This is a genomic window from Streptomyces sp. SP17BM10 (genome assembly GCF_036322405.1).
In the GTDB taxonomy this organism is placed as follows: Bacteria; Actinomycetota; Actinomycetes; order Streptomycetales; family Streptomycetaceae; genus Kitasatospora.
Map to the genome: position 1 here is coordinate 92,483 of NZ_JAQYXB010000680.1, position 23,351 is coordinate 115,833.

Sequence of the window (23,351 nt, forward strand, 5' to 3'; positions counted from 1 at the left end):
TAACGGCTCGGCGATCGGCATTTCCCGGCGCACGAACGACTCCTTACGGTGGGGGCATGACGAACACGATGTCCGGGTTGTCCCGGCCGGCGGCGGCCACGGCCGTCCCGAGCGCCCCGGTGAGCCGTACCGGGGCCGGCTTCGGCGGGATCGGGCTGGTGCTGGGCGGCACGCTGTCGGTGCAGTTCGGCTCGGCCGTCGCCGCACTGCTGTTCCCGCGCGTGGGGCCGTTCGGGACGGTCGCGCTGCGGGTGACGATCGCGGCCGTCCTGCTCCTGGCCGTCTGCCGGCCCCGGCTGCGCGGCCACAGTCGTACGGACTGGGCCGTCGCCGGGGCCTTCGGGGTGGCGCTCGGCGGCATGAACATCCTCTTCTACCAGGCGATCGACCGGATCCCGCTGGGCCCCGCCGTGACGCTGGAGGTGCTCGGCCCGCTGGTGCTGTCGGTGGTCGCCGCCCGCCGGGCGGTGAGCCTGGTGTGGGCGGCGCTCGCGCTCGCGGGCGTCTTCCTGCTCGGACGGGACGGCTTCGAACGGCTCGACCCGACGGGCGCCGGGTTCGCGCTCGCCGCCGGGGCGCTGTGGGCGGCGTACATCGTCCTCAACTCCCGCTCCGGCGCCCGCTTCCCGCGCCTGGACGGGCTCGTGGTGGCGATGTCCGTGGCGGCGCTGATGAGCCTGCCGCTGGGGCTCGCCGCCGCCGGCACCGCCCTGCTCTCCCCGGGGGTGCTGGCACTCGGGCTGGCCGTGGCGCTGCTCTCCTCCGGCCTGCCGTACGCCCTGGAGGTGCTCGCCCTGCGACGCCTCCCGGCGGCGACCTTCGCGGTGCTGATGAGCCTCGCCCCGGCGGTCGGCGCCCTGGCCGGTTTCCTGGTCCTGGACCAGACCCTGTCGGCGTCGCAGTGCGCGGCGATCGTCCTGGTGATGGCCGCCAGCGCGGGCGCCGTCCGCACGGGCCGGGCGTAGCCCTCAGCCCAGCTCGCCCACCAGGCGGGTCGCGAGCGGGACGGGGACGCCGTGGTGGGCGGCCGTGCGGAGGAGGGCTCCGCCGATGGCGTCGAGTTCCAGGGGGCGGCCCGCCTCGGCGTCGCGTTGCATGGAGGACTTCGCGGTGGGCGGGAACGCGTCGTAGAGGGCCAGGGACTTCGCCGGGTCCGTCGGGGCGCCGCACGCGCGGGCGACGGCGGCGGCCTCCGCCACGAGGGTTTCCAGCTCGGCGCGGTGCTCGGCGCGGACGCCGCCGATCGGGATCCCGTAGCGGGTGGTGAGCAGCGCGAACGGCGCGAGGAAAGCGAGCTTGGCCCACAGCACGGCCGGTTCGTCCTCGTTCAGCCGGCTGCGCACGCCCGCGCCGTCGAGCAGGCGTGCCACCGGGGCGAGCCGGTCGGCCGGGCCGGCGAGGTCGATCTCGGTGAACGGGCTGCCGTGCTCGATCACGCCCGGCGCCACCCGGGCCGACTCGACCCGGACGACGGCCCCGGCCACCCGCTCCGCCCCGAACCGCGCGCGCAGCCGCGCCGGGTGCTCGACGCCGTTCAGCAGGGGGACCACCAGACCGTCCGCGACGAGGGCGGGCGGCACCCGTTCGAGTGCCTCCGCCAGGTGGGTGTGCTTGACGGTCACCAGGCACAGGTCGACGGGCTCGCGCAGTTCGGTGTCCGCCTCCACGGGTGCGGTGAACTCCCCGAACTGGGCGCTGCGCACCCGGATCCCGTCCCGGCGCAGCGTCTCGGCGGTGGCGTCCCCGGCGAGGCAGATCACCCGGTGTCCGGCCCGCGCCAGCAGTGCGGCGAGCAGCCCGCCGACCCCGCCGGGGCCGAGCACGGCGACCGTCCGGCGGGAGCCGAGGACGGCCTGGCAGGCCTCCCACGCGGCCGGGCTCAGCAGCGGGCGCAGCCGGGTGAACAGGGCGAGCAGGTCCGCGCCCCACCGCTCGCGGAAGGCGGGGTCGATCCGGGCGAGGTCGAGCTCGTTGGCGCAGCTCAGCTCGGCGAAGTCGCGCAGGTCGGACGGGTCCGGGGTGGACGCGCGGCCGGTGAAGCGGTCGTGGAAGACGGCGTCCGGGCCGGGCAGTTCGGGGTAGGTGGCGCGGCGGTCGCAGCTCGCGTACCGGTGGACGATCCGTTCCGCGCCGGGACCGATCACGGCGGCCAGGTCGGCCCGGCGGTCGAGCGGCAGGAGGGCGGCCGGGAAGCCGTCCGTCCCGTAGGCGGCGTGGCAGAGCCCGGCGAGCTGGAGCTCCGGGCGGGCGCCCCAGTCGGCGAGCTGCCGGCGGACGCGTTCCAGGTGGGCGAGCAGGGTGCCACCGGGGTGCTCGACGACGTCGGCACCGAGCTCGGTCAGCAGCTCGACGGCCCGACGGGTGGTGGCCTGAAGGGTGGACAAGTCGGTTTTCCTCTCGGCGCGTTGCGGGTCGGCACCCGCCGTGCCCCCGCCTTGCGTCCGGAACGCGCGAGGACTGCCGGCGGGTTGCCGCCCAGGGCCCTGCAGCGATGATCGAGCCGGGCGGACACCCAAGTCAATCCACGGGTTCACTGGGGAACCCCCAAGCAAAAGCTTGGGTCGGCGCGGGCGTACCGTGACCGCCGTGACCCTCGACGATCTCCGCGTCTTCGCCGCGGTGTGCCAGGCCGGCTCGCTCAGCGCCGTCGCCCGCCGGCTGTCCTGCACGCAGTCCGCCGTCAGCCAGCACGTGAAGCGGCTCGAACGGGAGCTCGGCGTCGTCCTGCTGGAACGCCACCCGCGCGGCGTCGTGCCGACGAAGGCCGGGCACCTGCTGCGCGCGGCGGCCGTCGACAGCCTCGGCGGCATCGACCACGCGCTGCGCGGCATCGACGAACTCGCCCGCGGGGAGGGCGGATCGGTGCGGATCACGACCGGCGCCACCAGCATCCGGCACTTCATGTCGGCGGCCGTCGTCGACTTCCGCCACCGCTTCCCGGGGGTGAGCCTGGAGTTCCAGACGGAGGTGTCCAGCCGCAGCTGCTTCGAGGCGCTCACCGCCGGGCGCGTCGACCTCGCCTGGACGACCCTCGGCTCCCCCGGGCGCGGCATCGAGCAGCGGCCGGTCCTCAGCCTGCCGTGGGTGCTGGCCGTCGCCGCCGGGGACCCGCTCGCCGGCCGCGCCCACGTCGACCCGGTCGACCTCCAGGACGCCCGGCTCATCGGGCTGCCGCAGAACTCGATCTCGCGCTCCCAGCTCGACGCCTGGCTCGCCCGGTCGGGCATCCGGGCGGTCTTCGACACCAGCGTCGCGGACTGGGACACCGCGATCCTGCTCGCCGAACTCGGCCTCGGGCAGGCCGTCGTGCCCGCCCTCCCCGAGTGGCAGGGCCCCGGCCACCCGGGCCTGCGGCTGATCCCCCTCCCCGCTCTGCCCGTCCTCACCGCCGGCTGGGCCGTACGCCGCTGGGACACCCTCTCCCCGCTGGCCCGCGCGTTCGCGGACACCGTCGCGGAGCACTGCGGGCCGTGACCGGGGGGAGTGGCGGGCGAACCGGACGAGGGCTACCCCGAGGTGCTGGGCGGGGTGGACGAGGCGGAGGCGATGAGGACGATCCACACGAGGACTCCGATCACCAGACTGACGATGATCCAGAGGCGGGCCTTCTTCGATGCGCTCACGGCCCCGTAGACGTCCCCCGCCCCCGTCCGGGACGAGATCTGGGCGGCGAAGTAGATCGCCGCGATTCCGGTCGGAGGGAAACAGAGAACGGTGACCAGGATCGCGCCGACGAGATAGGCCCCCGAACTCGGTGCCTGCTCGGGCGCCGGCTGCCAGTGGGGCGGTTGCCCGCTCCACGGCGGGCTCGACGGCTGCGGGCCGCCGCGGTGGTGGGTCTGATTCCGGTCCGACGCCGTCCAGGGCGTCTGTTCCGGCCCCCAGTCCTCGTCGGGCGGCGGGGCTTCGTACCTGTCACTCATGGCTGCGCTCCTTGCTGCCGGGGCCGCTCGGGACCGGAGTCCAGCGGTTTCCCGACGGGTCCCAGATCCAGCGGCCGGCCGCCGGATCGAGGTCGACCGCCCGTTGGTACGCCTGCGCCGGAAGGTCGTGGGTGAAGACGAGTTGCGTACCGGCCGGGCACTCGATCACGACTCCGTCCGGCCGGCTTCCCCCGCTCGCCGCGTCCCGGACGTCCGCCCCCTCGTCCGGGTGTCCGAGCAGCCTGTGCACGAAACGGCGGAGTCCGGAGTACGCATCCTCCGCGAGCCGGCTGAAGACGGTGCTGATGAACGGCTGCACCACGGCCGTGCTGATGAGGACGTAGACGTACGAGTCCACACCGCGACGGACCGGTCGCACCATGCAGGCGGTCTCGATGCCGGCCTGACGAAGGATCTCCTCGGCTCCGGTGGCCGCCTCGACCGGCAGCGACGCGGGCCAGAAGATCTCCACTCGGGTCCCGGTCATGTGAGTCCTCCTCCCATGGGAACGCCTCAGGGCTCAAACGCCCAACGTTCGACGACGCCGTTGGCCGTGCCGGTGACGAACTCCCCGGCACCGGACAGGTATCCGGCACCGACCGGCCGGTCCGCCAGCTGCGCCGCCGCGGCGGTCCGCTGCCGGTGGACGTCCCAGACCGTCAGGCTGGCGTCGTCACCGGCGATGGCGAGCAGCGCCGAGTCGGATGACAAGGCGAGGTGCACGGGCCGCGGTCCGTGCGCGGTGTGCTGGATCAGGTGACCGTCCCACGACCACATGCGCACCCGGCCGTCCGCGCAGCCGGTGACCAGACGGTCGGCGCCGACGGCCAGTGAGACGACGGCCCGCGGATGCGGCCACCCCATCACCTCGTGCCCCCCGAAGTCGAACTGCCGGACCAGGCCGTCGCCGCAGGCGACCAGGACGTGCCGGTCCCAGGGCGCGAAGGCCAGCGGCCCGATCAGGTCCGGCGCCGCCACGGACCACGCCCCGGGCCGCTGCTGCCGCCTGCGGACGGTGATGTCCGCACGCACCCTGCCCGCGGCGTCGTACACCTGCACGCGGTTCTTGACCGCCACCGCGAGCCACCGTCCGTCATTGCTGAACACCACCGCCTCGCCCGTGCGGGCACCGACGCTGATGACCTTCGCGGGCACCTCCGTCTCGACGTCCCAGATCACCACGCTGCCGCTCTCGTGCCGGCTGGCCACGTGCCGCGGCCAGGGGCTCCACGCCAGCTGTACGACGCCGTCAGGCTCCGGCGGGAAGCACTGGGCGACGAGCCGCCCGGTGGCGAGCCGGAAGACCCGGGTGCCGCTGTCGGCGTCGGCGACCGCCAGCAGGTCACGCGGGCCGAGCGCCAGCTGGTGACAGGATCCGAGCGGAGGGACCGCCCTGACGCGGCGCAGCGACGGCTGACGGGGCTCCTCCCTCCTCGGCCGGTGTGGCCTCGGCCCCGGCGCGCCGGGCTCCGCCTCGTCGGTGGCGGCGCCGGGAACGCTCCCGTCGGGTGCCCCGCCGGAGGCGGTCTGGTGGTCGCGCCCGCCGGGAGCGGAATGCTCGGGCCCCCCGCCGGGAACGGTGAAGACCCGGGCCTTGTCCGAGGCGAGGAACAAAACCGGCGTCGCCCATTCCAGGCTGCCCATGCGCATCTTCACGTCTTCCCGGGTGAGCGTCACGGCGCGGTCCACCGGAATGCCCTCGGCTATCCGCTCGTAGAACTCCGACGCGAAGACGATCGCGGCCTGGTCGGTTATCTCGTACTGCATCGCCACGACCGCCGGCACCCCTGCGCGCAGAAGGTTGGCGGCCGTGCCGCTGAAAACGTCGTCCGCGCCGCACACCGCGGACTCGCAGGCGTTCAGGACGATGAGCCGCAGCGTCCGGCTCTCGGCGACGAGCCGTTCGAAATCGCTGGCGTAGACCTGCCTCGCCCGGCCGTCGTCCCCCACCAGCTCGATGAACCCCTCGTTCTGTTCGCTGTCGAAGCCGCCGTGGCACACGCAGTGCAGGACGTGCCACTCCCCTGACCGCACCGCCCGCGCGAGGTCGCTCCAGCGACCGCTCGGGAGCCAATGGACGTCGACGTTCTTCGAGTGCACCCCCTGCAGGGCCTTCGCGATCCGGTCCCGCTCGGCGTGCGAGTCCAGGACGGGGAGGTCAGCGGGCCCCGCCGAGACGCCCAGGACCCGCAGGGGGAGCGTGACCTCCAGCGGGGGCACGGGATCCATCAAGTCGGGGTTCCGGACGATGGGGACACGGAGCGCGAGGTAGTCGTCGCGTGCGGGGTCGACGATGTATTCCCAGGGAATGCGGGACACGTTCGGCCCGTAAGTCCGGATCAGCACCCGCATCGGTGCACCGTCGGACAGGGCCGCACTCCTGCACCGGTCGAACTGGAAACCGATCTTCTTGGCGAGGACGGCGCCGGAGAGGTTCTCGCCGAAGTCGCGCACGGCCCGTTCCATCAGCGACGCGCGCCTCGTGACCACGGGGCTGCACGACCGCATGAGCGACCTCTCGACCTCCAGGAGCACGATCCGCAGTTGATCGGTCGTGTACGGTGCCGGCACGCTCTCATGCGCCTCTCCGCTCCGCGAGGAGCAGGAGACGACCCAGCTGTCACCGGCCTCGGTGATCGTTAACCGAAACGGCACCGTTTCCATGTCGGGCTCACCTCCGGTGCCCTGTTCCCAGTCCACACCTCTCACTCGCCGCTGGCTAGTGTTCCGCCAGGGAATCCGCGAGAGCCCGGCGACGAGGCGAGCCAGAACATCCGGCGCTCCGGCGCGTCGCGCTCGCCCTCCGCCTCCGCCTCACCGAACAGCGGGATCATCCAGTCGTCCGGCGTCAGACGCAGCGCGCCGTGCTCAGCGGCGAGCTGGCGGGCGCGCGTCGTCTCACCGGCGCCGGGCAGGACGACCATCATGAACACCGTGGTCACTCCTGGACGGTGGCCGGGTGAGGCCCCGTAGGGCCGGCTTCTACGGCAGGAACGCCCCCACCGCGGCCCGCGTCAGCGTCCGGAAACGCTGCTCGCCGAGGGCGCCAGGGAAGTGGCCACCGCGTTCCAGGCTGATCACGCCGTGCGCGGCCGCCCACAGCGTGTCCGTCACCTCGTCCACATCGGCGTCCGCCCGCAGCACACCCGCCCCGACGCACGCCCGCGCCGCCTCCCGCAGGACGTCGAGGCTCGCGGCGGCGGCCCGGCGGCACTCGTCGTCCGGGACGAAGCCGGGCACGCCCTCGCCGTGCATGACGCCGTAGAAGTTGGGCTCCTCCAGCGCGTTGGCCCGGTAGGCGCGGCCGAGGGCGGCCAGGTGCGCGGCCGGGTCGTCGCCGCGGGGCACCGCGTCCAGGCGGCGGCGCAGCCGGGCGAAGCCCTCCAGGTAGAGCTCCCGCGTGATGCCGTCCTTGGCCCCGAAGTGCCGGTACAGGACGGTGGTGGAGCAGTCCGCGGCGGCGGCGACGCGGCGCATGCTCAGCGCGGCCGGGCCCTCGGCGGCGAGCAGGCCGGCGGCGATGTCCAGCAGGGCGGTGCGCAGCGCGGCCTCGCCCAGGGCCTGGGCCCGGGCGAAGGCGCCGGTGGGTGATTTGGCGGGCATGCGGACGATTCTCCCGGACGTCCTACGCTCGGTCCGGCAGCGGACGGTAGATCGGCACGCCCGCCTCCTCCAGCGCGGCCCGGCGCGCGAAGTACGCGTCACCCATCGGGTCGACGCCGAGCAGCGGCATCGCGCTGCGCCAGGTCGTGACGTCCTCCGGGGCGAGGTCGGCGGCCGTCGCGAAGTGCCGTCCGGCGGCGTCCGGGTGGCCGTGGCGCAGCAGCCACAGGGCGAGTGCGGCCTCGGTGCGGGCGCGCTGGCGGGCGGGGGTGCCCGGCTCGGTCAGCGCGGCGACGGCGCCGGCGTCGACGCCCGCGTCCCCGGTGGCCACCCAGTGGCGGAGCGCGGCGAGCGTCCTCCCGGAGTCGAGGCCGCTCATCGAGCGGAAGAGGTCGGTCGCGAACTGGGTGTCGTTGGGCCGGGCGATGCGCCCGTCCTCGTCGATCCAGACCGCGGTGGGGACGTTGAGCAGCTGGTAGAGGTCGGCGACCCGGCCGTCGACGTCGATCAGCGCCGGGTGGGTGGGCGCGGCCTCGGCGATCCAGGGCGCGGCGTCCTCGAGCCTGCGGTCGACGGCGACGCTCAGCACGGAGAAGCCGTCGGCGGCGAGTTCGGCGTGCAGGCGCTCCCACGCGGGGAGGTCGTAGCGGCAGCCGCACCAGGAGGCCCAGAAGACCAGCGCGACCTTGCGTCCTCGCAGGTCGCTCAGCGCGTGCCGGACGCCGTGGACGTCCGGGAGGGCGAAGTCGGGGGCCTCGCCGGCGATCAGGGCGGCGGAGCGGTCGGCGGCGCACGCGCCGAGGGCGAGGACGCGGGCGGCGGGTTCGGCGGCCACCGGCCGGCCGAGCAGGGCGGCGAAGGCGGTGACGTCGAGCCGACCGGCGTCCTCGATCCGGGCGACGGCCGCCGCCGGGACGCAGGCGTCGCCCCGGCACCAGCCCTGCGGCTTGCGGGTGAAGCCCAGCGCGCGTTCGACGTCCGCGCGGGCGAGCCAGACGTGCGGGTCCGTGCCGTCCGGCCTGTCCGGGGCCGGCCGCAGCTCGGCCGGGACGCGGGTCTCGGTGTGGTCGTCCAGGATCGTCAGCTCGACGGTGCCGTCCATGGCACGCCTCCTCGATCGAAATAACGCCGTTACTTGAGAATAACGGCGTTATTCAGACCCGTGCAACCACCTACCGGTCGAGGAAGCGCCGCAGCCCGTCCCGCATCCCGTCCGTCGGCGAGGGGGGCCACGGCGGTTGCGCAAGGCGATCAAGTCCGTCCCGCCGCCCCGACGGCCGGCTACCGCGACGCCCGGACCGCCCGCCCGAAGCGGGTGGACCACTCGTCCAGCCGCTCGACCAGTTCGGGCGGCTCGACCACGGTGAACTCCGCGCCGAGCGAACCGAGTGCCATCATCGGCCAGCTGAGGTCGTCGGCGCTCATCACGATCCGGCAGCGCCCCGCGTCCACCTCCTCGATCGCGCCCCACCGGCCGATCCGCTCGCGCACGCCCGCGGCGGGCGCCGCCACCACCGCCTCGACCCGGTACGGGCGGATGAGGCCGTTGACGCCCGCCCGGACGAACTCGGCGGCGTCGGCGGCCGGCAGCGCGCGCGGGGCGAAGCGGCCCCCGCCGCCCTCGGGTGCCGTGAGCCGGTCGAGCCGGAAGGTGCGCCAGTCCTGCCGGGTGAGGTCGTACGCCACGAGGTACCAGCGGCGGTCCAGGCACACCAGCCGGTGCGGCTCGACGTGCCGGTCCGCGCGCCGGCCGTCCGCCGCCGTGTACGAGAAGCGCAGCCGCTCGGTGTCCCGGCAGGCCAGCGCCACCACCGTGAGCCCGTCCGGGTCGACCGCCGCGGCGGGCCGGCCGCCCCAGTCGACGGGCACCGTCATCGCCCGCAGGGCCTCGACCCGCCGTCGCAGCCGGGCCGGCATCACCTGCACCACCTTCGCCAGCACCCGCACCGACGTCTCGGCGATCCCCTCCACCGGGCTCTCCGCCGCCGACTGGAGGCCCACCGCCAGCGCGACCGCCTCCTCGTCGTCGATCACCAGCGGCGGCAGCGCGGCACCGGCGGCGAGCTGGTAGCCACCGTCGACACCACGCTGCGCCTCGACGGGGTAGCCGAGCTCGCGCAGCCGGTCGATGTCGCGGCGCAGCGTGCGCACGGAGACGCCGAGCCGCTCGGCCAGTTCCTCGCCGGGCCAGTAGCGGTGCGTCTGCAACAGGGAGAGCAGCCGCAGGGTCCGGGTGCTGGTGTTCGCCATGACGTCGATTCTCTCCGCGATTCAGGTCAGGAAGTGGCCGCAATGGCTCCTAGCGTGGTTCTTGTCCGAGAGAGCAGGAAGCTACGCGGAAGGCGATCACCATGACCACCACCTCCACCACCAGCACCGCCGTCACCACCGGCGAGCGCGCCGACCTCCTCGTGGCGCTGGCGAAGCAGCGGCACTTCCTGACCTTCACCGCCCGCGACCTCACCGACGAGCAGGCCGGGCAGCGCACCACCGTCAGCGAGCTGTGCGTGGGCGGCCTGATCAAGCACGTGACGGTGGTGGAGAGGCTGTGGGCCGCCTTCATCGTCGAGGGCCCGTCCGCGATGCCCGACGTCTCGGCCTTCACCGAGGAGGACTTCGCCCGCCGTGCCGACGAGTTCCGCATGCTGCCGGGCGAGACCCTGGACGGCGTGCTCGCCGCGTACCGGGAGGTGGCCCTGCGCACGGACGAGCTGGTCTCCACCCTGCCCGACCTGGGCGCGGTCCAGCCGCTGCCGAAGGCCCCCTGGTTCAAGGACGAGGCCTGGTCCGCCCGCCGCGTCCTCTTCCACATCATCGCCGAGACCGCCCAGCACGCGGGCCACGCCGACATCATCCGCGAGGCCATCGACGGCGCGAAGAGCATGGGCTGACGACCCGACGGGGGCGCCGGACCGCAGCCGGTGGCGGCGAGGCCGCGCCGCCACCGCCACCGCCACCGCCGGCGGCGGCGTCGCGTTCGTCGTCCGGTGTCCCACCACCGCGCCCCCGGCACGGCTGAGGTGGCGTCAGGCCGACTTCACCACCGCCCGCGCGAGCGCCTCGGCCGTCCGGCGGACGTCCGCCTCCGTCGTGCGCCAGTTGCTGAACGCCGCCCGGAGGGCCGGGACTCCGGCGTAGCGGGTCGGTGTGAAGAAGGCCTCCCCCGCGACCTCGGCGGCCAGATCGGCGAGCCGCTCGGCGGTGGGGTCCTCGGCCAGCGTGAAGCAGACGACGTTCAGCCGCACCGGCGCGAGCAGGCGCAGCCCGTCCGTCCCGGCCACCGCCTCCCCGAGCGCCCGGGCCCCGGCGACGCAGCGCTCGACGATCTCGCGGTGGCCGGCCCGCCCGTACGCGCGCAGCGTGAACCAGGCGGCGAGCGCGCGCAGTCGGTGCGAGTTCTCGGGGGTCAGGTGGACGAGGTCGGGGTGCTCGCCGAGCGGGCCGAGGTAGGCGGCGGCGTTCTGGAAGACGCGGGCCTGGAGGTCGCGGCGGCGGGTGAACTGCACGGCGCTGTCGTAGGGCACGTTGAGCCACTTGTGGAGGTCGACGCAGACGGAGTCGGCGAGGTCCAATCCGGCCACGAGCCCGGCGTGTTCGGGCGTCAGGGCGGCGAAGGCACCGAACGCGCCGTCCACGTGCAGCCAGAAGTCGTACCGCTCGCGGAGGGCGGCGATCGCCCGCAGGTCGTCGAAGTCGACGGTGTTCACCGTACCGGCGTTGGCCACCACGACGCACGGGCCGTCCGCCTCCGCGAGCGCGCGCTCCAACTCGGCGGGGTCGACCGCCTCGCGGCCCGGCAGCGTCGGCACGGCGGTGAGCGCCGAACGCCCGAGACCCAGGACGGACAGGGCCTTGGCGATGCTGGAGTGCGCGCTGCCGGACAGCACCCGCACCCGGCCGAGCGCGCCGGCGCCGTCCTCGGCGACGTCCACGCCGAGGCGCTCGCCCAGCCACTCGCGGGCGATCGCGAGGCCGACGGTGTTCGACATGGTGGCGCCGCTCACGAACGTGCCGGTGTGCGCGGCGGAGAGGCCGAACAGCTCGCGCAGCCAGCCGACCGTCTCGCGCTCCAGGTGCTGACCGGCCGGGTCGAGCGAGGAGTTGGAGTTCTGGTCCGCGGCGGCGGTGAGCCAGTCCCCCGCGAGGGCCGCCGGGGTCGCGCCGCCGGTGACGAACCCGAAGTAGCGCGGCCCGGCGCTCGCGCTCAGCCGCGGCTCCCAGCGCTCGGCGAACTCCGCCAGCGCCGCCCGCAGCCCGATCCCGCCGCCGTCGCCCAACGACACCGGCGCGGGCGCCCCGGCGGACGTGACCACCGGCCGCTGGTCGAGGCCGCCCAGGAAGGCGACGGCCCGCTGCCGCGTCTCCTCCAGCAGCGCGGGCAACCGGTCCAGGTCGGCGGCGAGTTCAGGGTGCATGGGTCACTCCGTGGTAGGGAAGATCGACTGGGCCCCGAGCGTATCGAGCGACCCACCGGCCGTCCCGGTCCAATTCGACCCGAGTGGCCTGCTGCGGCGACTGCGCTAGCATGGCCGCCATGACGACGTGCCGCGGATCCTGGTGGGCCCCCGATCGGGTGGCCTGACAGCGCAGCGCGTCATGTATCGGCCGTCCGGTGGGCGGCCGATTCGCGTTTCCCGGGCCCCCGCTGGACTCGACGCCAAGGACGGCGAACCAGTGGACAGGAACCTCACGCACACCCCGGACCTCACCTGGCCGCGGCTGCTCGCCGCCCTGGCGGCCGGCCGCGACCTGCGGGCCGACGAGGCGCGGTGGGCCATGGAGCGCGTGCTGGACGACGACTTCCGGCCCGAGCAGCTCGCGGCCTTCCTGATGGGCCTGCGGGTCAAGGGCGAGAGCGCCGCCGAACTGTCCGGCCTGGTCGCGGCCGCACTCGACCACGCGGTGCCGCTGGACGTCGACGGCGGCCGGTGCGTCGACCTCGCCGGCACCGGGGGCGACGGCGGATCGACCGTCAACATCTCCACCATGGCCTCCGTCGTGGTCGCCGCCTGCGGGGTGCCCGTCGTCAAGCACGGCGGTCGCTCGGCCTCCTCCAAGTGCGGCACCGCGGACGTCCTGGAGGCGCTCGGCATCCCGCTGGACCTGCCGCCCGCGGCCGTCGCCGAGGTCGCCCGCCGGGCCGGGATCACGTTCTGCTTCGCGCCGGTCTTCCACCCGGCCCTGCGCAACGCCGCACCGGTGCGCCGCGTGCTGGGCGTGCCGTCGGCCTTCAACCTGCTCGGGCCGCTGATCGGCCCGGCCCGGCCGCGCCACCAGGTGGTCGGCGTCGCCGACCTGCGGGCGGCCCCCGCGATCGCCGGCCTGCTGGCCGCCCGCGGCACATCGGCCCTGGTGGTGCGCTCCGAGGACGGTACGGACGAGCTGACGACGACCGCACCGGCCCGGATCTGGGCGGTCCAGGACGGCGCCGTGACGCAGGAACGGCTGGATCCCGAAGTCCTCGGGCTCGCGCCCGCCCCCGCCGGGGCGCTCGTCGGCGGCGGCCCCGAGCACAACGCGCGGATCCTGCGGGAGGTCCTGGCGGGCGCGACCGGCCCGGTGCTGGACACCGTCCTGCTGAACGCGGCGGCCGCCCTGATCGCGGCCCGGCCCTCGCCGGGCCCGGTGGTGCCGCGGTTCCCGGCGGCCCTTCAGGAGGCGCGGCAGGCCGTGGAGTCGGGGGCGGCGCTGAAGGCGCTCGACGGATGGCTCACGGCGGTCCAGGACGTGCGGACGGCCCGATAGCGGCGATTCGGCCACCCGGCGCGAGGACATCGCCCGCCCCACGGGGGTAAGGGCGGACGACGTCCGCGCGCCGGGTGACCGGCGGGTTCCGGCTCCCCCCGGGCCGGAACCCCCGCCCCCACGCGGGCGAACCGTCCACCTGTGGTGCCGCCCCGGAGACCGCCGCTGCCCTGATCGGAGACGGTCTGGCCGGGAACGGAAGCGGAGAACCGCGGCCGCGATCGCCATTCTGGGCACGCCGCCCCCACCCCCGCATGGGGGACCGGCCCCCAAGTTCTTCGCGCGCCCCGGATCCCCCGCACCCACCCGGCTTGATCAAACTCTTGTGCGAGCGGACGGTTGGCTGCCACGCTCTGCGCTGTGACCACTCCGCGGAGCGACATGACGGCGCGCGCCGTGCCGACCGGCGCCGCGCCGGGGCACTGGTGGGAGCCCGGCCTGCGCCCCGGCGAACCCGCGCGCGACGGCCGCCCCGCGTGGGCCGCCTTCGCCGAGGAGGCGCTCGCCCGCGCCGGCGCACCGCAGGTGCCCACGGGCCCGCTGCCCGGCACCACGGGATTCCGCCCGGTCGTGGCACCGCTCGTCCAGGCGGCACTGACCCGCGTGCACTGCGGGATCCCGCCGGAGCTCGCCGACTTACCCGCGATCAGGAACCGCTTTCACGACGACCTGGCGGACACCCTCACCCGACAGGCCGCCCGCACGCTCGTCCTGGAACTCCACGCCGCCCGGACGAACGGCCACTTGACGGGCTCCACCCCGGAAGAGCGATTCCGTTCCTACGTCGAAGCGACGGCCGGCCGACCCGGCCTCTCAGGCCTCTTCCGTGCCTACCCCGTCCTGGCGAGGATCCTGGCCCGGACCTGCCTGGCCGCCGCCGAGGCACTCACCGACCTCCTCCGCCGCTTCGCCGCCGACCGGGCCGACATCGTCGCCACGCTGCTCGGCGGCGCCGACCCGGGCCGGCTGACCGCCGTCCACCGCACCGGCGACCAGCACCGGAGCGGCCACAGCGTCGCCGTCCTGGGTTTCACGAACGCGCAGCGGGTCGTCTACAAGCCACGCCCGCTGCGGGCGCACCAGCACTTCAACGCCGTCATCGAGCGGTTCAACGATCAGCCCGGCTCCCCGGGACTGCGGGCCGTCACCGTGATCCAGCGCAACGACTACGGCTGGACCGAGTTCGTCGACCGCCGCGAGTGCACGACGCCCGAGGAGGTGCGGCGCTTCTACCTCCGGCAGGGCGCGTGGCTGGCGCTGCTGCACGCCTTCGACTGCACCGACCTGCACTTCGAGAACCTCATCGCGTGCGGGGACCACCCCGTACCGGTCGACCTCGAAACGCTCTTCCACCCGCCCGCACCGCAGCAGCCCGGCGGGTCCGTCGATCCGGCCGCCGTGGCTCTCGCCGCCTCGGTGCACCGGACCGGCCTGCTGCCCCGGCTGATCCTCGGCGACGACCGGGCCGTGGACGCCTCCGGCCTGGGCGGCGACGCCGGGGCCGCCGTGCCGGGGGAGTCCGTGCGCTGGGAGGAGGCCGGCACCGACCGGATGCGGCTCGTCCGCCGCCCCGGCGAACTCCACGGCGGCGCCAACCGCCCCGCCCTCGCCGGCACGCACGCGGACCCGGCCGACCACGTCGACGCCCTGCTCGACGGCTTCCGCCTGGCCCGCCGCATCCTCGCCGACGACCGGGACGGACTGCTCGCCCTGCTCCCCGCGTTCGCCGACGACGAGACCCGCGTCGTCGTGCGCGCGACCGCCGATTACGCCACGCTGCTCGACGAGTCCACCCACCCCGGCGTCCTGCGCGACGCGGCCGACCGGGAGGCGCTGCTGCGCGGCCTGGACGCCGACGGCCCCGGCTGGACCGGCGTGCTCGACGAGGAGGTGGCCGACCTCTGGAACGGCGACGTCCCGCTGTTCACCACGCGCCCGGGCACGACGGACCTGTGGACCACCCGGGGCCGACGCGTAGGCCGAGCGTCGGACCACGACGGCCTGACGCGCGTGGCGAACCGGCTGGCGGACACCGACCAGGCGGACCAGGCGGACCAGGCGGACCAGGTGGACCGGGCGGACCAGGAGTGGATCATCCGGGCCACCATGACGAGCCGCTCGACCACCCCGCCCCACGAGCCCGGCCCCAGTCCTGGACTCCCCCGACCCGCCGCCCGAGCCCCTTCCCCCGAACAGATCCTGAACGCCGCCCGCCCCATCGCCGACACCCTCCTGGCCCAGGCCCACCGCACCACCGGCCGGGTCAACTGGATCAGCCTGGAACTCCTGGGCGACCGCTACTGGCAGCCCGCCCCCGCCGGCGCCGACCTGGGCGGCGGCTACCCCGGCCCCGCGCTGTTCCTCGCGCAACTCGCCGAGCTCACCGGCACGGACCGCTACGCCGAAGCCGCCCGACTCGCCCTGCGACCGGTGCCCGAGCTCCTCGACCGGCTCGCGGACCGACCCGACGCACTGCCCCTGATCGGCTCCGGCGCGTTCGCGGGCCTCGGCGGCCTCACCTACGCGCTGAGCCGACTCGCCGTCCTCCTGGACGACCGTGAGATCGCCACCTGGCTCGCCGAGGCCGTCCAGCTGACCGCCACCGCGGCCGAGGAGGAGCACTCCCCCGCGCTCGCCGACGGAACCGCCGGCGGCCTCACGGCGCTGCTGGCCGTCCACCGCGCCAGCGGCGACGCCACCGCCCGCCGGGGCGCCCGCCGTTGCGCGGACGCGCTCCTCTCCCGGCCGTTCCCCACCGCACACGGCTTCCTCGCCGGAACGGCAGGCATCGGATGGGCACTTCTCCGCTTCGCCGGCACCGAGGACGGCGGCACCGAACACGAACGAGCCGGGCTGGCCGCACTGCACGCCGCCGCCACCTCGTCGGCTCCCCGAAGGACGTGGTGCGAAGGCAGCCCCGGCATCGCCCTCGCCATCGCCGACAGCGGAGCCGCGTCGACCGACGACCGGTTGAGCCGCCAGCTCAAGGCGACCACCGAACACACGGTCGCAGCCGGCCCCCTCCCCGCCCACAGCCCGTGCCACGGCGAACTGGGCGTCCTCGAACTGCTCGCCCACACCAAGGACCCGGCCCTCGCCGGCCGCACCACCGCCCTCCTCGCCGCCCTCGACCGGACCGGCCCGATCTGCGGCACCCCGTCCGCCGTCCCGGCTCCCGGCCTGCTGACCGGCCTGGCCGGCATCGGCCACGGGCTGCTGCGGCTCGCGTTCCCCGAGCACACGCCTTCGGCGCTGCTGCTGCAAGCGCCGATCCACCCACGGCCGTCACACCGGACGCCGTGACCCACCCACGAGAGGAAGAGCTATGGACATCCACGAGACCGTCCGTCGCCACACGTCCCCGACCGTCGCCCAGGAAGCGACGCAGGACGACCCGATCGGCGCCATCCGCCTGCGCCCCACCACCGGCCTGCTCGCCCGCCGCGCCGAACTGATGGGCACCCGTGACCGCAGCAAGTGCACGATAGAAACCGTGACCTTCCGCTGACGCCCCCACCCGACGGCCGGCGAGCCGGGAGCCCGCGCTCCCCGCTCGCCGGCCGTCGCCGTCTGTCCTTCCGACCTTCCGACCTTCTGACCTCCTGACCTTCATGCCCTTCTGGCCTTCTGGCCTTCTGGCCTTCTGGTCGTCGTGCCGCCCGGGGATTTTGTCTATCGTTTTGTCAACTTGTTCATACGATCAACTACCCTGCCGACATGCGCATCACTTCGCCGGTCACCATCGGCCGCCAGGAAGAAATCTCCCTGCTCGAGAGATCCCTGACGCAGCTTCGGCAGAACACCGGCCGCACGGTGTTCCTGATCGGCGAGCCCGGCATCGGCAAGTCCCGGCTGGTGGACCACTGCCTCCGGCAGGCGGCGGACCGCGGCATGCCGGTGCTGCGCGGCCGAGGCAGCATGACCGGCGGCGGCACTCCGTTCCGCCCGATCCTGGAGGCACTGTCCTCGCACTTCCGCACCACCGCCCCACCCACCGACGCCGAACTGCTCCCCTACCGCTCGGCACTGGCCCGCGTCATCCCCGAGTGGCGCAGCACCGCCGCGCAGGCCCGGACCGAGAGCGTCGTCGAACTCGCCGAGGCGCTGCTGCGCCTGCTCGCCGTCATCGGCCGCGGCACCGGCTGCGTGCTGGCCCTGGAAGACCTGCACTGGGCCGACTCCGAGTCCGTCGCCGTCGCCGAGTACCTCGCCGACAACCTCGCCCAGTTGCCCGTCCTGCTCCTCGCCACCGTCCGCACCGACCCGGGCAACGCCCTGACCCTCGCGCGGAGCGCCGAGCGCCGCCGCGTCGCCACCGTCGCGACGCTGCCGCCGCTGAACGCCCCCGAGGTCAGGGCCCTGGTGGCCGGCTGCCTGGACGCCCCGGCGCACGACGTACCGGACGCCGTCGTCGACCGGCTGGTCGCCCGCAGCGACGGCAACCCGTACCTCGTCGAGGAACTCCTCGCCGACCTGGTCGACTCGGAGCTGCTCACCACCGCCACCGACGGCTGGCAGGTCACCGGCGACCTGGACACCACCGTGCCGACCACCGTCGTGCAGAGCTTCGGCCACCGCCTCCTCCAGGTCGACGCCCCGCTGCGCGACTTCCTCCTCCTGGCGGCCACCATCGGTCCGCGCTGCTGCGTCTCCGCCCTGCGGACCGTCACCGGGCTCGACGACCCGACCCTGTTCGCCCATCTCCGGGCCGCGACCGAGGCGCACTTCCTCGTCCCCGACGACTCCTCGCCGCACGACTACGCGTTCCGCCACGCGATCACCGTCGACGCCGTGCTCGCCGGCATCCCGGCCGCCCAGCGCGCCGCGCTCGCCCGCCGGGCCGCCGACGCGCTGCGCGAGGACGGGCCACCGACCCCCGACCGGTGCCAGCTCGTCGCCGACCTGCTCGTCACCGCGGACGACCGCCCGGGCGCGGCGCTGCTGCTCGCCGAGGCCGGGCGGCTGACGATGGCCGACGGCGCCTCGGCGTCGGCGGTGCTGCTGCTGGAGCGGGCCGAGTCGCTGGCGGGACCGGCGCACCGGGCGGAGATCACCGAGTCGCTGGCCCACGCGCTCGCCGAGGACGGCCAGTTGGACCGGGCGTTCGCGCTGGCCGGCACGCTGCCGACGCTCGGTTCGACGACGCTGTCCGCCGATCGCATGGTCGCCCTGCACACGCGGCTCGCGTGGGCCGCCGTCGTGGCCGAGCGCAGCGCGGAGACGGTCGCCCAGGTGGCCGCGGCCCGGTCCCGGCTGCACGACGGGGGCGCGCCGGAGCAGGCCGCCGCGCTGGCGGTCGTGGAGGCGCACCTGGCGCTGCTGCCCGGTGAGGAGGAGCGGCTGCCGGACGCCGAGCGGCTGGCCGAGGAGGCCGCGGACATGGCCGAGCGGGCCGGGCTGCCGGTCCTGGCCTGCCAGGCCTGGCAGGTGCTGGCGATGCTCTCCCGCACGCGCGGCTTCGACGTCGCCGACGGCTGCCTGGAGCGGATGCTCGCCGTGGCCGAGACGCACGGCCTGCCGGGCTGGCGGTTCGAGGCGCTGATCCGGCTGGGCGGCAACGCGTTCATGCGCACCGGTGAGGCGCGGCGGCTGGAGCAGGCGAGGGCGGCGGCCGAGGACCTCGGCTCGATCGTGCTGAGCCAGCGCACCGAGGGGTTCCTGGCGATGCACGCCGTCCTCTCGGGCGACCCGGCGACGGCCGAGGAGATCATCGGGCGCTGCCTGGACGCGGCCGGCCGGATGCGCAACCACGCGACGCACCGCTACCTGCTGCTGACCTCCGCGACCCTCGCCGCCCACCAGGGGCGGCGGCGCACGATGGAGCACGTCCTGCGCGCGTTCCGGCGGGCGGGCGGCGAGGGATCGCTGCTCACACCGGTGATGCTCGGCCTGTGCCGGGCCATGTGCGCGCTGCTGGAGGAGGACCGTGCGACCGCCGACGCCGAGTTCGCGGCGGCGGCGGCCTGGGAGGCCGAGCACCCGAACGTCTACTTCCTGGCCGGCCGGTACGGCCTGCGCCCGCTGCTGGCCGTGCTGGCCGGCACGGCGGGCTGGGCCGAGCACGCCGTCGTCGCCGCGTCGCCGGGCGCCGAACTCGCCTGGAACCGGCAGTTCCTGGATCTCGCCGAGGCGGTGCTGCTGGGCCGCGAGGGCCGGGCCGCCGAGGCCACCGAGGCGGTCGCCCGGGTCCGGCGGGATCCCGGGCGCTTCCCCACCGGGCACCACCTGGGGCTGCGCCTGGTCGCCGAGGCCGCGCTCGCCGACGGCTGGGGCGACCCGGTGGCCTGGCTGCGGGCCGCCGAGGAGTACTTCCACGCGCTCGACGTCCCGCCGGTGGCGGGCGCCTGCCGGGCGCTGCTGCGGCAGGCGGGGGCGAACGTCGCCCAGCGCCGCCGCGGCCGCGAGCTGATCCCGGCCGGGCTGCGCGCCCAGGGCGTCACGCCGCGCGAGTACGAGGTGCTGGCACTGCTCGTCGACCGCCCGGGCAACCAGGACCTGGCCCGGTTGCTGTCGATCTCGCCGCGCACGGTCGAGAAGCACCTGGCCAGCCTGATCCAGAAGACCGGCCGCCCCGACCGGGCCGCACTCTGCCGGCTGGCCGCGGACCTGGCCCTCCCCGGCTGACATCGGTGACTCGCCCGACGGCGCGGCAAGACCGGCGCTGACCTGGCCCTCCCCGGCTGAAGGCGGTCACCGCGGGACCGTCACCGGGACACCTCGTCGAGCAGGAAGTCCGCCGAGCAGCCGTGTTGGGCGCGGTGCAGGACCCGCAGCACGCCCGCCGAGCCGGTCAGGTAGTCGCACGCGCAGCGCAGCAGCCCCTCGCCGGGCACACCGAGGGGCGCGGGCCCGTCGCCGCGCGGGAGGCCCGCCCACTCGACGGGCTCGACGAGGAAGGCGCTGCGGGCGTGGTCGAGCCGGCGCAGGGCGGCTCGGCGGTAGACCGGGTCGCCGGTGATCTCGGCGGCGTCGAGCAGGGCGTCGGCGATGCCGGCCGCCCCGAAGCCGTAGCCGGGCAGGACGGACCGGCCGGCGTCCAGGGCGCGCAGGACGGCCCGCGCGTCGTCGAGGTCGCCGTAGCGCAGCAGGACCTTGGCGATGCCGGCGCTGCCCACCTCGACGTACGGCTCCAGGGTGCCGTCGTGCTCGAACATGGGGATGCCGTCGACGAGCCTCGCCTGCGCCAGCTCCCACGCGAGGGCGGCGCGGCCGAGCTCCAGGTGGACCTCGTCGCCCGTCACCTGGTACGTCCTGAGCAGGAACACCGCCACGCCGGCCTGACCGAAGCCGAGGCCGGCGAGCGGACCGTCCGGCGAGAACTCGTTGATCCAGTAGGCGAGTCGGCCGTCACGCCGCGCGGTCCCGTGCAGCGCCCGGGCGCAGTCGAGGGCCGCGGCGAGGTCGCGTTCGTCGTGACCGCGCACGTAGAAGCGCAGGTTCGTCAGGCCGACGCCGGCCAGGCCGTAGTAGAAGGTGTGGTCGCCCGTCTCGGCGGCCCGGCGGTTGGCCAGGGCGAGCAACGTCCGCGCCTGGCCGCGGAATCCGAGCTCGTCGGAGGCCCAGGCGAGGCCGGCCAGGCCGTTCATGAGGCCGCCCGGGTACGTCGACGGGTCGACCGCGTCGAGCCGCTCGCGCAGCCACTCCCGCCAGCCGGGCCGCAGCGGGACGCCCGAGGCGTCCAGCGCCCACAGGACGCCGCTCGCGCCGAAGCCGAGGCTCAGCGGGTTGGTGATGTGGGCGAACGGGTCCGTGGGGAACAGCGTGCTGCGCGCGGGGTCGGCGACGGCCGCGACGAAGGCCGCGACCCCGGCCGCCGTCTCCCCGAACTCAGCGGGCTCGGGGAGCTGTTCGTGGGTCCCGCCCGCCCGGCCGAGGTGGCCGATCACCGGCCGACCGCGTCGATCCGGGTGGAGGAAGGGCGGTCGACCCGGTGTTCGTGGCGCATGTCTCCCTCTTCGGTTCGTGCGAGCGGTCACCCTCAGGCGCCCTCGACGGCTGGGCAGGACGGTTGGGCGGGACGGCCGGACAGGACGGCACGACCCGTGCGGGGACGCTGCCCGCTGCCCCCGCACGGATCCGCCGGAGCGACAGCGTGTGGTGGGGACGCTGCCACGCACCGGCTGCTCTCCGGCCCATGCAGAGCCAACACCGTCCGCCGCCCGCCCGCATGAGGGATCGGACCCCAGAATTCCGCCCGTCCCCACCCACGAATCCCTCACCCGACGGCCCCGCCTCGCGGCTCAACCGCGCGCAGCAGCTCCACCGACCACCGAGAGCACCGCCAACTCCTCCTCCGTCAGCACGAGTTCGGCTGCGGCGGCCGAATCGCGGATCGTCTCCGGCCGGCTCGCGCCCGGGATCGGCAGCATCACCGGCGACGCGGCCAGCAGCCAGGCGAGCGCCACGCGCTGCGGGCTCACCCCGCGCCCGGCCGCGACCTCGGCGAACGCGCCGCCCCCGACCGCGCCGCCCCCGACCGCGTCCGCCCGCCCGATGCCGCCGAGCGGGCTCCAGGGCAGGAAGGCGAGGCCGAGCTCGGTGCACAGGTCCAGCACCGGCCGGTGCTGCAGGAACGTCGGCGAGTAGCGGTTCTGGACGGACACCAGGGCGTCGCCGAGGATCCCGCGCGCCTGCCGCACCTGCTCCACCGAGACGTTGGAGATGCCGGCCGCCCGGATCTTGCCCTCGTCGTACAGCTCCCGGACCGCGCCGAGCGAGTCCTCGTACGGGACGCGGGGGTCCGGGTGGTGCTGCTGGTACAGCCCGATCGCCTCGACGCCGAGCCGGCGCAGCGAGCCCTCACAGGCCCGCTTGAGGTGGGCCGGGTCGCCGTCGACGGTCCAGGAGCCGTCGCCGGGGCGGCCGCGGCCGCCCTTGGTGGCGACCAGCACGCGGTCGGCGCCGGGGCCGTACGCGGCCAGGGCGCGGGCGACGAGGCGCTCGTTGTGGCCGTACTCGTCGGCGTGCCAGTGGTAGGAGTCGGCGGTGTCGATCAGCGTGAGGCCGGCGTCGAGCGCGGCGTGGACGGTCGCGACCGCGCGCTCCTCGTCGGGGCGGCCCTCGACGGAGAGCGGCATGGCACCGAGGCCGATGGCGCTGACGTCCAGGGTGCCGAGGCGGCGGGTGGCGGTCATGCGGCGGCTCCTCGTCGAAGCGTGTCGGCGACGAGCCCGGGCAGCCAGTCGCGGGTGTGGGAGAAGGTGTGACCGAGCTGCTCGGCGCGGGAGTTGTCCATGCCGTAGTAGCGGTCGAAGGAGAACGGCGAGGCTTCGGCGCCGGGCTCGGGTGCGGCCGTCCGGTACGGACTCCCCTGCGCCAGCAGGTCGCAGAGATCCGTGGCCGTCAACTCGCCGTGCGAGCAGGCGTTGAGGGCCCCGGTGAAACGCGCCCCGGCCGCCCAGTGCAGGACGTCGGCCATCTCGGCCTCGTGCGTGTAGGAGGACGGCAGGTTCGCCGGATGGACGGCCACCGGAAGCCCGGCCGCGATCCGTTCGCGGTAGTGCGCGAGGCGCCCGGTGAAGTCGGCGGCCCCCAGCACGTGCCCGGCCCGGACGGCGACGAACGAGAACGCGCCGCTGCGGGCCAGCACCGCCTCCGCCTGCCGCTTGCCCTCGCCGTACTGCCCTGCCCTGAACCCCTCCTCGCCCCAGGGCAGTTCGAGCCGAACCGGCCAGTGCGCCGCATCCACGACGTCTTCCCCGAGCGGCTCGCCGACCGGCCGGTCCTCCCCGGTGTCGTACACCTCGATGGTGGACGTCATGACGTACCGCCCGACCCGCCCCGCGAACGCCCGCACGGCGCCCTCGGCGTGCAGCGGCGTGTAGCAGACCTGGTCGACCACGACGTCGAACTCCCTGCCCGCGAGCACCGCGCCCAGCGCCGCCGTGTCCTCCCGGTCCGCGATCAGGTGCTCCACCCCCGGCGGCGGCGCCGTCGACCCGCGGTTCAGCACGCTCACCCGGGCTCCCGAGTCCCGCAGCCGGGTGACCAGCCGCCGCCCGAAGTAGCGATTCCCCCCAATGACCAGCACGTTTTCCATGCCCACAAGTGTTACGGTGCGGCGTCATCTGATGAAGGGGA

General features: G+C 75.0%; 18 protein-coding genes and 2 pseudogenes. 7 read left to right on the plus strand and 13 right to left on the minus strand.

Translation table 11 applies throughout. The annotated features are described in order from the left end of the window. The first annotated feature begins 56 nt into the window (after positions 1-56). Entirely contained in the window at positions 57-965 is a 909-nt protein-coding gene (locus tag PUR71_RS38555) for an EamA family transporter (RefSeq protein ID WP_329931945.1), read from the plus strand. Between the two features lie 3 nt (positions 966-968). Here the strand turns inward: PUR71_RS38555 and PUR71_RS38560 are convergent, their stop codons facing one another. Next, positions 969-1,883 carry a ketopantoate reductase family protein gene (locus PUR71_RS38560; RefSeq protein WP_443077729.1) on the minus strand — a complete coding sequence of 305 codons (915 nt, stop codon included), beginning with the start codon at positions 1,881-1,883 and terminating at the stop codon, positions 969-971. 219 nt (positions 1,884-2,102) lie between these two features. Next, positions 2,103-2,669: pseudogene (locus tag PUR71_RS41430) on the minus strand (DUF6817 domain-containing protein); the annotation flags it as partial. On the opposite strand from PUR71_RS41430, the gene PUR71_RS38570 reads away from it, so the two are divergent. Further along, positions 2,587-3,474, plus strand: a complete 888-nt coding sequence (locus tag PUR71_RS38570) for a LysR family transcriptional regulator (protein WP_329931946.1) — start codon at positions 2,587-2,589, stop codon at positions 3,472-3,474. The pseudogene PUR71_RS41430 and the gene PUR71_RS38570 sit on opposite strands and share 83 nt — an antisense overlap. Before the next feature lie 32 nt (positions 3,475-3,506). Here the strand turns inward: PUR71_RS38570 and PUR71_RS38575 are convergent, their stop codons facing one another. The 7 genes and pseudogenes from PUR71_RS38575 to PUR71_RS38605 all read right to left on the minus strand — a co-directional run bounded on the left by PUR71_RS38575 (position 3,507) and on the right by PUR71_RS38605 (position 9,776). Then, entirely contained in the window at positions 3,507-3,923 is a 417-nt protein-coding gene (locus PUR71_RS38575; RefSeq protein ID WP_329931947.1) for a CD225/dispanin family protein, read from the minus strand. Next, entirely contained in the window at positions 3,916-4,410 is a 495-nt protein-coding gene (locus tag PUR71_RS38580) for a hypothetical protein (protein WP_329931948.1), read from the minus strand. The genes PUR71_RS38575 and PUR71_RS38580 overlap by 8 nt, the downstream gene beginning before the upstream one ends. A gap of 26 nt (positions 4,411-4,436) precedes the next feature. Then, positions 4,437-6,587 (minus strand): CHAT domain-containing protein, encoded by a 2,151-nt coding sequence (locus tag PUR71_RS38585; RefSeq protein WP_329931949.1) that lies wholly within the window; start codon positions 6,585-6,587, stop codon positions 4,437-4,439. 95 nt (positions 6,588-6,682) lie between these two features. Continuing rightward, a pseudogene (locus tag PUR71_RS38590) lies at positions 6,683-6,865 on the minus strand (AAA family ATPase); the annotation flags it as partial. Positions 6,866-6,905: 40 nt separating this feature from the next. Further along, complete coding sequence (locus PUR71_RS38595) at positions 6,906-7,526, minus strand: TetR/AcrR family transcriptional regulator (RefSeq protein ID WP_329931950.1); 621 nt, start codon at positions 7,524-7,526, stop codon at positions 6,906-6,908. Positions 7,527-7,548: 22 nt separating this feature from the next. Further along, entirely contained in the window at positions 7,549-8,628 is a 1,080-nt protein-coding gene (locus tag PUR71_RS38600; RefSeq protein ID WP_329931951.1) for a TlpA disulfide reductase family protein, read from the minus strand. 179 nt (positions 8,629-8,807) lie between these two features. Next, positions 8,808-9,776 carry a helix-turn-helix transcriptional regulator gene (locus PUR71_RS38605; RefSeq protein WP_329931952.1) on the minus strand — a complete coding sequence of 323 codons (969 nt, stop codon included), beginning with the start codon at positions 9,774-9,776 and terminating at the stop codon, positions 8,808-8,810. A gap of 101 nt (positions 9,777-9,877) precedes the next feature. On the opposite strand from PUR71_RS38605, the gene PUR71_RS38610 reads away from it, so the two are divergent. Beyond that, on the plus strand, positions 9,878-10,417 hold the full coding sequence (locus PUR71_RS38610) for a DinB family protein (RefSeq protein WP_329931953.1): 540 nt from the start codon (positions 9,878-9,880) through the stop codon (positions 10,415-10,417). A 135-nt stretch (positions 10,418-10,552) separates the two neighbouring features. Here PUR71_RS38610 and PUR71_RS38615 read toward each other — a convergent pair whose 3' ends face one another. Then, a complete protein-coding gene (locus PUR71_RS38615; RefSeq protein ID WP_329931954.1) occupies positions 10,553-11,941 on the minus strand; it encodes a pyridoxal phosphate-dependent decarboxylase family protein in 1,389 nt (462 codons plus the stop codon). Between the two features lie 259 nt (positions 11,942-12,200). On the opposite strand from PUR71_RS38615, the gene trpD reads away from it, so the two are divergent. From trpD to PUR71_RS38635, 4 genes are all read left to right on the plus strand, one after another. Beyond that, positions 12,201-13,271 carry an anthranilate phosphoribosyltransferase gene (trpD, locus tag PUR71_RS38620; protein WP_329931955.1) on the plus strand — a complete coding sequence of 357 codons (1,071 nt, stop codon included), beginning with the start codon at positions 12,201-12,203 and terminating at the stop codon, positions 13,269-13,271. Between the two features lie 360 nt (positions 13,272-13,631). Beyond that, entirely contained in the window at positions 13,632-16,574 is a 2,943-nt protein-coding gene (locus tag PUR71_RS38625) for a type 2 lanthipeptide synthetase LanM family protein (protein ID WP_329931956.1), read from the plus strand. A 22-nt stretch (positions 16,575-16,596) separates the two neighbouring features. Further along, positions 16,597-16,779, plus strand: a complete 183-nt coding sequence (locus tag PUR71_RS38630) for a hypothetical protein (RefSeq protein WP_329931957.1) — start codon at positions 16,597-16,599, stop codon at positions 16,777-16,779. A 209-nt stretch (positions 16,780-16,988) separates the two neighbouring features. Further along, positions 16,989-19,895: a helix-turn-helix transcriptional regulator gene (locus tag PUR71_RS38635; protein ID WP_329931958.1), complete on the plus strand. Its 2,907-nt coding sequence runs from the start codon at positions 16,989-16,991 to the stop codon at positions 19,893-19,895. A gap of 80 nt (positions 19,896-19,975) precedes the next feature. Here the strand turns inward: PUR71_RS38635 and PUR71_RS38640 are convergent, their stop codons facing one another. The 3 genes from PUR71_RS38640 to PUR71_RS38650 form a co-directional block, all read right to left on the minus strand. Beyond that, entirely contained in the window at positions 19,976-21,157 is a 1,182-nt protein-coding gene (locus tag PUR71_RS38640; protein ID WP_329931959.1) for a lanthionine synthetase C family protein, read from the minus strand. Between the two features lie 354 nt (positions 21,158-21,511). Beyond that, positions 21,512-22,405: an aldo/keto reductase gene (locus tag PUR71_RS38645; RefSeq protein ID WP_329931960.1), complete on the minus strand. Its 894-nt coding sequence runs from the start codon at positions 22,403-22,405 to the stop codon at positions 21,512-21,514. Continuing rightward, positions 22,402-23,310: an NAD-dependent epimerase/dehydratase family protein gene (locus tag PUR71_RS38650; protein WP_329931961.1), complete on the minus strand. Its 909-nt coding sequence runs from the start codon at positions 23,308-23,310 to the stop codon at positions 22,402-22,404. The genes PUR71_RS38645 and PUR71_RS38650 overlap by 4 nt, the downstream gene beginning before the upstream one ends. Positions 23,311-23,351: the final 41 nt, after the last annotated feature.